The sequence below is a fragment of the Haloarcula sp. CBA1127 genome, from assembly GCF_001485575.1.
GTDB lineage: Archaea > Halobacteriota > Halobacteria > Halobacteriales > Haloarculaceae > Haloarcula.
The window spans coordinates 20,622-31,036 of sequence record NZ_BCNB01000007.1; the positions used below are offsets into that span (position 1 = coordinate 20,622).

The 10,415-nt window shown below is 61.3% G+C and carries 9 protein-coding genes; all 9 read left to right on the forward strand.

Features of this window, described 5'->3' with window-relative positions:
* Positions 1-8 precede the first annotated feature (8 nt).
* A complete protein-coding gene (locus AV059_RS20370) occupies positions 9-2,438 on the forward strand; it encodes a hypothetical protein (RefSeq protein ID WP_058997744.1) in 2,430 nt (809 codons plus the stop codon).
* The gene (locus tag AV059_RS20375) at positions 2,411-3,787 is read left to right on the forward strand and encodes a hypothetical protein (protein ID WP_058997746.1); all 1,377 of its coding nucleotides are present in this window, start codon (positions 2,411-2,413) and stop codon (positions 3,785-3,787) included. Before AV059_RS20370 ends, AV059_RS20375 begins: the two co-directional genes overlap by 28 nt.
* A complete protein-coding gene (locus tag AV059_RS20380) occupies positions 3,787-5,544 on the forward strand; it encodes a hypothetical protein (protein ID WP_058997748.1) in 1,758 nt (585 codons plus the stop codon). The genes AV059_RS20375 and AV059_RS20380 overlap by 1 nt, the downstream gene beginning before the upstream one ends.
* Positions 5,544-6,362 (forward strand): hypothetical protein, encoded by an 819-nt coding sequence (locus AV059_RS20385; RefSeq protein ID WP_058997750.1) that lies wholly within the window; start codon positions 5,544-5,546, stop codon positions 6,360-6,362. Before AV059_RS20380 ends, AV059_RS20385 begins: the two co-directional genes overlap by 1 nt.
* 2 nt (positions 6,363-6,364) lie before the next feature.
* Positions 6,365-7,507 carry a hypothetical protein gene (locus AV059_RS20390; RefSeq protein ID WP_058997751.1) on the forward strand — a complete coding sequence of 381 codons (1,143 nt, stop codon included), beginning with the start codon at positions 6,365-6,367 and terminating at the stop codon, positions 7,505-7,507.
* 291 nt (positions 7,508-7,798) lie between these two features.
* Positions 7,799-8,122, forward strand: coding sequence for a hypothetical protein (locus tag AV059_RS20395; RefSeq protein WP_058997753.1), 324 nt, complete (start codon positions 7,799-7,801; stop codon positions 8,120-8,122).
* Complete coding sequence (locus AV059_RS20400; RefSeq protein ID WP_058997755.1) at positions 8,119-9,945, forward strand: ATP-binding protein; 1,827 nt, start codon at positions 8,119-8,121, stop codon at positions 9,943-9,945. Before AV059_RS20395 ends, AV059_RS20400 begins: the two co-directional genes overlap by 4 nt.
* A complete protein-coding gene (locus AV059_RS20405) occupies positions 9,942-10,211 on the forward strand; it encodes a hypothetical protein (protein ID WP_058997757.1) in 270 nt (89 codons plus the stop codon). The genes AV059_RS20400 and AV059_RS20405 overlap by 4 nt, the downstream gene beginning before the upstream one ends.
* A partial coding sequence (locus AV059_RS20410; protein WP_058997759.1) for a hypothetical protein occupies positions 10,208-10,415 on the forward strand: 208 nt, incomplete at its 3' end. The genes AV059_RS20405 and AV059_RS20410, both read left to right, overlap by 4 nt.

A 10,415-nucleotide genomic window follows, 5' to 3' on the forward strand; every position in this document is an offset into this window, starting at 1 on the left:
TTCAGTACATGACCTCAAAACTACTCACGACTCTGGCGGTTGCACTGGTGGTGCTGGCTGGGATTCCAGCCGGGAGCATCGGCGCTGTGGCGGCGGATAGTGGTCCCTCCGGTATGTCCGTGGTTCCGGATGGGAATATCGATGTGGACGTGCCCGACGGACAGACGCCGGCGATCCCGGCGGAATCGCTACGCGGAGCGACCTATACCGGGTCGAATGCGTCCTCGATGTCGGTGACGGTGACGACACCCGATCGGGCTGAGGACCTCGTCGGATCGAATGCCAATATTATCGGCGCGGGCGACCTCGCACTCATCCTCGGTGACGACCAGCACCACGCTGGTCGTGAGGTCGCGCTGCCAGCTGGGGCCGTGCATGAGCAGCTGGGGTACACGCCGAAACAGGTCCGAGGTGTCCACTCCAGCGGGTCGACTTGGACACGAGAAGTTGCCTACGAGAACGGCTATCTCGTCTTTGAAGTACCTGAGTTCAGCGAGAACGGCATCACGTTCTCCGGTGAAGTCCAGATCACGGCTTCGCCGGCGACAGATGGGTTCACATCCGCCTACGACGTGAGCGACAAGGACGCGGTCAAGGACTTCACGGCCGATGTGACCGGCATCACGAATACGGAAACGGACACGGAGAGCGCGTCGACGCTGACTGATGGCGACACGCTCGCGCTGTCTGTCGCGGGGAATCTCCCACCCACAGGGCCGTCGGCAAACAACGAACCAGAGATCACGTGGGAAGGTGTCGAGACGACGACAGCGTGGTCGGCATCAGCGACCGGGTCGAGCAGCGGGTCGACAAAATCCGTCTCGGTTCCTGGTAACGTCGACCCTGACAGCGAGACTGTCGAGTTTACCGGAAACGAACAGACGACAGCGCGCACGGTCTCGGGGTCGAACCTCGCGAACGGGGAATCTCTAAGCTACAATGTCGGCGGAAATGTTCCGGCTGAAAGCGTCTCAGTAACGTTTAGTGGTGATTCAAGTTCGACGACAGACTCGGCCAGCGGGACCGGCGTCTCTCCGTCTCACTCTACCAGCCTCTCTGTCGGCGGCAATATCCAGCCGACAGACGGGAGCGGAGGGGACCCAACGCTCACCGTGACAGGTCACAGCAAACTCGTGACGGACAACCCAGTGGACCAAGGCCCTAACTTTGCCAACGGTAACACTTGGATAGGTGACACTCATGAGGATGTGGCGATGGGAAGCGATATACGGATAAATCCGGACAGTAGTGGCACTATCCAAAGCCTAACCGTAAATATAACATCCGCACAAGGCAGTCGTCCCGCTCCTGTTGATATATATATTATTCAGGAAAGTGGGGTAGATAGTAATTACGCCGAGGGGACTAAAATAAAAGACAATTGGAAACCAAGTTGGTCGGCGGGAAAGAAAACAGCAAACTTAGACACAAATTACCAAGTTGAGGCGGGCAAAGACTACATAATAGGCTTCGAGTCTCTTGGGACAGACAGCGACGGGGAGTATGATTCTCTGGCGCTCAGACAAAGAGGGGGGACTACCGGCTATTGGATTTATTCCCAATCGCTCGGTGAGGCAAGAGACAAGGCGGCAGATATGGAGTATGAGGTCAAATCTGGTGTCTCTGGCCTCACTGCGTCGGATGACACAGGGGCCTCGGCGTCGTTTGGCGATTTCAGCGACGGACAAACAAAATCACGGACTATCGACCTATCTACGTCGTCGTCCCAACTCGACTTTAGTGGCTCCGGAGGGTCGTCAATAGATTATACACTTAGCTGGACGGAGAGGACAGCGACCGAGGACCCGTCGGTTGATGTCGACGGCGACGGGTCGACCGACGCGAGTTATACGGGCGTCCTGAAATCCGGCGAGACGCATACGGCGAGTGTGTCGGACCTCTCGACGGGGTCGCATACGGCGAGTGTCTCGCTGGCGGGCCATCAGACAGACGTCGATATTGATATGACCGAACGCACAGCGACCGAGGACCCCGGCCTCGATCTCGACGGAGACGGGTCGGTCGACGCGAGTTACTCGGGTATCCTGACTTCGGGACAGTCGACGTCTGTCTCGGCCGAGACACTGTCGAACGGCGACTCGACTGTCGAGACCTCGCTGACGGCCGGGACTGTCGACTATACAATCTCCGCTGACGGGACCTACCACACGGAAGACCCTGCAGTCGATGTCGACGGTGATGGCGTCACTGAAGCGGGCTACTCGGGTATGCTCGCACCGGGCGAGACAGCCACTGCCGAGCTGCCCAGCATCGACCGGCAAACGAGTGATGTGAAGATATCGACTGTCGGAGGATCGGCTACGACCGCCCGGGTGACGTATACAGAACGGACCGAACCGAGGACGTCAGTATCTACGTCAACGGCAACGAGACGAGCTATGCAGGCCGTTTGGGCGATGGTGAAACCACGTCGCTGACGACTGACTCCGCGTGGGTTCGTGAGGGCACGAACAACGTTGAGCTCGGGCTGGCTCAGCAGTCGGCGGATGCGCCGGCAACACAGGTCCAGCTGACCTATCGCCACGAGGTCCAGGACAAGCAGACGGTCACCTACACTGCGGAACAGTTGACCTCTCGCTACAACGTCTCGAAGTCCTTCGCCGGCGACCGCTCAGCGGCATCGCTGACAATCCCCTTCGAGCGCAACGTCTACGAAGTCCGTAATCTCGAAGTCCGAACCAACGGCGGGACGTGGTCAGAGGTAGCTCCGGCAGACTACGAGCTCAACGACACGACGCTCAACGTAGAACTTGGCTCTGTCAGTGCAGGCGACACGGTTACTGTCCGAGCGGACGGGTCGATGGCACGGGTCAACAACGGCTCGATACAGGTCGTCGACCCGAGTGTCCGAGGTTCGACGCTGGACTCCCGTGTCAAACTGACCGACTGGAATGGCGACTCGTACATGCGGCTGCCAGACGGTGCTGAGCGGATTCACTACGCCTACGACGAACCGTGGGCCGGCGAAAGCGGGGAGTACGCGACAGTCGAGGCCAACGGCACGCAACGGCTCCACCTACCGCCGTCCGATGCTGGCTACGAGTTCCAGCTTGCGACAGTGCCCGTGACCGCGACGCCGACCAACGGCGACGTCCAGGTGTCGGTCACCGACGCCCCAGATACGAACGAACCGTCGCTTGAGATCGGGGCGGGCAGTACCTACGGCGACGAGGTGGAGTTCACTTTCGTCGACGCGAAAGACGACCAGAAGTACATCCTCTACAGTACGTCCCAGGGCGTCGTTCGGGACTCTGGGACGGCGAATTCGCCGCTGACGCTGTCCGACGACGACAGCGACGAGACGCTGCAGTTCCAGGAAGAGAACACGACGTCTTCGGCGACCGATTCGACGAGCGGTCCCTTCAACGGGCCGACGATGGGACCGATCACGGCTCCCGAGGAAGGGATTCCAGTTCCGCTCATCGTCGGCGTCGTACTCCTGTTGGCACTGGCTGTGCTGGTCCGGCGGTTCGAGTTCATTACGCTCCCGTCGGCACTCCCAGAAGGCACACTCCCGGCGGCTGCGGCCGTCTTGGTCGTGGTTTATATAATCGACTGGGCCAGCGGGCACGTCATCACGCAGTCACTCGGCAGCGGCCTGCAGCCGCTCGTCCCACTGGCAGGCCTCATCGGGCTCTTGCTGACGGCGTACTACCTCTACATGACCTACATCAAGGGACAGGGACCACGGCCCATCCAGATCGTTTCGAACGGCGCGAGTCGGGTTCGTGACGGCTCGGATCGACTTCGCGGAGGGAACAACTGATGTTCGGACGGAAAACTCAACACGGCTTGCTTGTCGTACTGCTTATCATCAGCGCGCTGTCGGCCCCGCTGTCTGTGGGTGCTGACGCACAGTCATCGACGGACCAAGAGTGGACGCTGCAGGAACTCCAGACCCAGGGCACAGTCACCGACGAGCGCTATCCCTCGCTCCGGACGGCCGGTGAGATGACTGCCTTCTGGATGGTCCGGTATCCGCCGCGTGGTACCGGAACATACGGCCAGCGCTCGTCACAGGAGTTCTTGACGCCCACGACGACGGTTCACCGGAATCAGGTGCGGCTGTATGGAAGCTTCCCGTTCGATGGCCAGAATCGTACCTTCTCGCTCACGAAGATCTACTGGCATCCGGACACGCGTAAAACGGAGACCTCCAACGGGACGGTCATCACCGAGCGCTACGCGAACGTCACGGCGGTTGGCGAGCAGGAAGTAACTTTCCAGTCGGGGATGCGACGGCACAACGACATCCCCCTGCGTGGCCACTACGACGACGCTGAGCGGGTGACGATGCTGATGGAACTCCCCAGCGGAGACACACTCCGCTGGACGTTCAAGCACAAATCCATCGCGACGGCGAAGGCCGCACCCGATATCAACACTCGCGGCGACCTGAACGAGTACATCCTGCTGTGGGTGGTTCTACCGACGATCGTGCTGTCGCTGCTCAGCTATACGTATGTCCCGAAATTCCGCCGGAAGGCCCTGGCTGGGACTGGCCGCGGGGCGATGGCATGGATCGCCATCGGCTTCATATTCGCCGTGGGTGCGTACTTCGTGGGCTACTACGCGCTGGCGTCGCTGACTGCCCACTTCCCGATTGTGTTCAGCGTGTTCATCGCCTATGTCGTGGCGGTGATGCAGCTCGAGGACCACGACGACGCTATCGAGAACTGGGGCTTCATTCGGATGGACCCGGAGACCGCTACCAGCCCACTCGACGACAAGAGCGAGATTCTCGATTCTGGTGATATCGAGATCGAGGGCTACGACGTCGTGTTCGACGAGGACGGCGCGCCGGTGCTGTACTCGAAGGGCCTGCTGTCGATGTGGGCCCGCTACAAAGGCTGTTACGCTCGGCTGAACATCAACAACAAAGAAGCTGAGTGGGACTGTGTCGGCGACTACGACAAAGTCGTCATCGTCGACCAGGACGCACCGGGGCTGGTCGAACACCTGCCTTCGCGTGTTATTTTTACTTGGCCGTGGCGGACCTACCAGCCACCCCGCGACGACGAAGGCACTCTCCTCGAGGACGAACTGGACCCGGGCAAGCTGCGAGCGCTGCCCGAGTCGATTGGGAAAGAACAGTACTTCCAGGCCGCCGGGATGCTCGTAATTCCAGCAATCTCAGCGTACGCATCGCTGGATTTCGTCGGCGCGTGGCAGTGGGGCCTTCTGGTGTGCCTGCCGTTCGCGTTGTTGTTCGCCGAGCCCATCGAAGGGAAGGCCCAGTCGTGGGTCGCACCGGGGCAGGCGCGGAAAGCGTGGACCACAGCCTGGTACGTCGACTTGAACGTCCGCCGGTTCGGGACGATCGACGCGGTCCTGGAGAAGCTCATCGAGAGCGAGAACAAGCAGTACGACGTCCAGAAGTGGCTCCAGGACCTCCGAGACGAGGGCCTCATTGACGAGGCACACAACCGGGAGGGCAAACCGTTCGACTCGGTCTTGTCCGATGAGGACCCAGCACTGGACCGCGACGAGCGACCGTCTGCCGCTGCGGGAGGTGACGACTGATGTCTTCGATACTGGAGACATCGCTCGATGACGTCCTCGAGGAGGTCGACGGAGACGGGTCTGTCGTCATGGACGACCAGTTCACGCCGGCACTGGACAAATTGAATGCTGACCAGCGAACGTGGCTGGATCGCTGGACGGTCGAAGGATACGAGTCCCGGCGAGAGCTGCTCCTCTCGCTGCACCAGATGCAATTCTGGTCACTCGGTCGTGTCCCGGACGGCTGGTTCGTAAACGTCTGTTCGCGCCCAGTCCCGCTGTCGGTCGTCATCACGTCCGAGAAGCGCAACCAGTGGCGGGAAGATCCCGTCGGACTCGCGACCGCCGAACGGGAACGCCGGTACCTCGCTGCGAAGTACATCCGTCCGGCATTCCGGGCAGCCTACCGGACGCTCAGAACGGAGGTGAACCAGTACACCAACGAACAAGACCGAGTCGAGAACGCTGAAGAGACGAAACACTTCGCGATGCGACCGGCGCTGGACGAACTCTACCGAAAACAGAGCGGCCTGCTGGTCTCGCTGCTGGACGGATTCGAGGACATGAGGGCAGTTGACGACTGGCTTTCTCGGCTCGACACCGGCACGCTCGGCGAGCTTTATAAGGTCGAACCGGACTTCGACTGGAAGATCCACGACCGGGCCAGCGCGCAACGAGCCCTCCTCGAGGAAGGGACGAAGTACAAACGCGAGCGCGAGCTGTGGGGTGCGACGTACCTCTTGCCGGCGTACAACCGCGCAGTCGAGCGCTGGGCGAGTCAGGCCGACGAGCATCACGCCGACGAAACCGGTGAGCACGAATCTCCGAGGACGATGTAACCATGTCAGAGCTATATGACCCCCAGGAGCTGGGCTTCGAAGCACCGCACTACGGAAGCGCACAGTGGACGGACGACAGTCGTCGGCACTCCGACGGGGCCTACCTTCGCCGCCTCCATGGCATGCCGTCGTTCAATCCCGACCAGTTCGACGAGGACGGTCTTGTTCCGGCTTTCTGGGACCACACATGGGACGGCGGCCGCAACCAGCCCAGTGGCGGCGTCGAGTGGTTCGCAACAGGTCCGCCGAACTCCGGCAAGACGACGCTGGCACTCCGGGCCGCCCAAATCGACATGGAGGTCAACAACTCACGAGTAGTCTGGCGAGCTGCGACAGGCTCGCGGTCGGAGTGGCTCCCGTACGCCCCTGTCGCACACGTGTGCCTCCCGAAGGGGTACGAGGCAAACGCGCGTGTCGTCCCGAAAGGCGGTGACCGGAACTCGATGGGCAAAGAAGTCCCGCTCGAAGACGTCGTCCGGAAGGTCACGTACTACAGTGATATCATGGACCTGAACCTGAACGTCCTGCAGGACGGCGTGTTTCACGTCGTCTATCCAGACCCGAAGATGCGAGGGTGTCAGTGGGTCTACGAGGAATCCGACAAGGTCATCGACGGCGTCGAGTTTCAGGAGGGTGACCCGGTCGATCACTGGTGGTTCGGCTGGGCGTTGTCGCTCGTCGAACGCGGCCCGTTCGACTGGACAACCTGGATTTGCGACGAGGTCGCGTCGCTCGCTCGGGAGGGCGTCTCGAAGGACAAGTACGCCACACTCCAGAAAGTCCAACTTGCCGGGACCGCCGTTGAGGACTTCCGGAAGAACGGCATCATCGGCCTCTTTTTCGGCCACAAGGACAAGCACCTGCACAATCTCTGGACTGACCGGATTCGCTGGCGCGTCGCAATGAACGGGACCGCGAATCCTCACGGCGGCTCCGCGCCGAAAGGATTTGACTCTGTTCCGATGGAGGACAACATCACCGCCGATCTTGACATCGGCGAGGCGGTGATGTACTCCGAACAAGGATTCACTTGGCCGCCGATAACGTGGCCGGAGATCTCGAAGCCGATTCACGGTGACCTGAAAGTGTACCTCTCTGAGACCGACTCGGACCGAACTGCAGTCCCAGGGGGTGCGTCGGCATGATCGGCCCGACCCCATGGACCATTCGTCGACGATCATCGTCGACGGTCTCAAACCTCGGCTGTATCCTCTCAGTTTTCGTAGACGAACCCAGGGGGTCGGACTGCCGGAGACTGGGGCCCGCACCGATTTCGCGGCGAGTTCTAGGATTTTACGCGCGCGCGGAATTCCAGACAAGACGAGAGCACCCCCCGTGTGGGCAGGCGCATTATGCGACGCGAGCGTGCGCCGCTGGCTGGTCGCGATCAACACTCGAAATTCTGAGAGGTTTCGACGAGTCGGAGGTGTCGACCAGTGCTGATAACACCAATCGATTTGCTTCGCGGACTGCTGCAGTTCGGACTTGAGAACTTCGGACTGACTGGGCTCGGTGTCGGCGTTGGAACGTTGATGACGACCGGACTCTGGCTGTGGTGGGGCTTCAAACTGAAAGGGATCGTTGCACTCGTCGCGACGGTCGGGCGGACGGCGACCCGTCACGCGCTGGTATCTGTTCTCTTCTCGGCAGCGCTGTTCGGACTGCTGTTCTGGACCGGAATCATTCCCGGCGTCAACATCCAGGCCGCGATAGATGTCCTCACCAACGGCATTGACGTGACAATGGAGGCACTCCGATGAGCGTCGACGCTGAGTCACTCCCGATCGTCGATGACGTCGATGTCTACCACGTCGGCGAACACTACGCCCGGACCGTCAGCCAGACTATCGCCGTTCGCGGCCAGATTCGACAGCGCTCCTCGGTCGACCCGAAACTTGACGAGGCCGGCTTCGAGTGCTACCGTTGCGGCACGCTCCATCGCATTCCACAGGGCTACGGCGGGATTCGAGAACCGACTATCTGCGAAGGCTGTGAGAAACGTGGCCCGTTCAGATTGGTCAACGAACAGTGTCTATACGTCGATTACCAGGCACTCCGGCTCCAGCCTGTGCCCGAGCGCGTTGAGGAGGGCACAGAGACAATCGATGCTCATCTCACCGAACAGTTGGCTCGACGCGGCGTTGAGTCCGGCGAGGTCGTCACACTCGTCGCCGAGTACAAGGCCGTCCATCCAGATGGTTCGACGGTCGGCCAGAAGATCCTCGATGTCGAGGAGGTCATCGTCGAGGAATCAGCCAAGCAGAAGGCCGACCGCGCTGCCCATCGTGACGTCATCGAGGAGCTCGCCGCCACCCACGATCCGATGCCGACGCTCATCGACTCGATTGCGCCGAACCACTACGGTGACGAGCACATCAAAGAGAGCCTCATCCTGCAGTTGGTTCGTGGCAACTCACCCGATGACGAGGGTACCAACCACCGCGGCCTAATCCATCAGCTGCAGCTGGGCGACCCCGGCACTGGGAAGACGGACTTCGGCGAGGCGCTGACGGCGCTAAGTCCACGAGCCCAGAAGACTTCTGGCAACGAGGGCACTTCCGCTGCTGGCCTGACCGCCGCGATGACCAGAGACGGGTTCGACGACCGCGATCTGACCGTCACCGCTGGCGCGATTCCGAAGTGTTCCGGCGGTGCCGTGTTCGTCGACGAACTCGATAGCGCTGGCTCGTCCGAACAGAACGCCGTCCTCGAGGCGATGGAATCCGGGAAAGTGACCGTCGAGAAGGCCGGCGAGCGCGCGGTCCTGAATGCCGAGACGGCCATGCTCATGGCCGCCAACCCGGAGGACGGCCACTTCCGAACCGGCGAAAGCCCGATTCAGCAAACGAATATCATCTCGCCGCTGCTGGACCGGTTCGACCTGATATGGGTCCTGCGCGAGCGCACAGACCGGGAGGAAATCGATGACTTAGCGGGCCACATCATCGACGGCCGAGACGTTGCCACGAGGCAAGATCGGGGCGACGACGTCCCCGACGAGCTTCGCGAGGATGTCGACGGAGACCTTCCCATCGAGGCGCTGCGGGCGTACCTGCAGGCGTGTCGCGAACTCACGCCCACGTTTGCGGACGACGCGGTCAAAGACGCGCTCCGCGAGTGGTACGTGGCCGTGAAGACGCGGCTGGTCGCTCGCGAGGACGAGGAAGACCGGACCATCCCGGTGACGCCGCGGTCGCTCCTGGACCTCATCCGGCTGGCCGAAGCGTCGGCGAAGGCCCGCCACTCCGAGACCATCGAGATGGTCGACGCCGAGCGAGCCACGCGGCTGAAGAGTCGGTCATTCCGCGAACTGGGGCTCGACCCCGGCCCGGATGTGGAGGTCGAGACCGACGACGACGGCCAGCTGGTCGTCACCTCCGACGCCCCGACCGCCGTCGTGACCGAGGTCGTCGAAGAGCTGAAGTTCGACGGGGCTGGCTACGGCGCGGACCGAGAGGCTGTCGTCGACGCTGTCGTCGAGGAGGCTGACGATCTGGACCACGACGAGGCTGAACAATTGATAGAGGAGATGCTGACGGCAGAGACGATTGACGAAACTCCTGACGGGAGGCTCATCGCATGATTCAAGAGATACATCAGTTCCAATTCGAACACGCACTGTTCGCACTGCTGGTCGTCCTGTGCATCGCGCTCGTGGATGTCAGTGCCGCCGCTTCGGCGCTCTTTGTCAAACCACTCTCCAGCGCTAGAGAACTGGTTACTGCCGTCCTGCGGCGGCCGGTTGCCGGCTACACCGGGCTGGCTGGGCTGTTCGTAATATCCTACGTTGGTGTTTGCTGGGTGTTCGTTTTCAAGACGCACGCTGACGAAAGAGGGGGCGACCCATGACTGTCGTTCCCGAAGGCTCGTGGGTCGAAGAGGTTCGCGGCCACCCACGAAAGCTCGTCGCCCTAGTCGTTGGATTGGGACTGGTCGCGGCGGGCAGTCAGGTGTTACTGTGGCCAGGTCTCGTCTTGTCGAGTCTCGCCGTCGGGCAGTTGGTAGCCTACTGGGGCGATGAAACGGACCCGACCGTCGAGCGGAGGGCAGTAT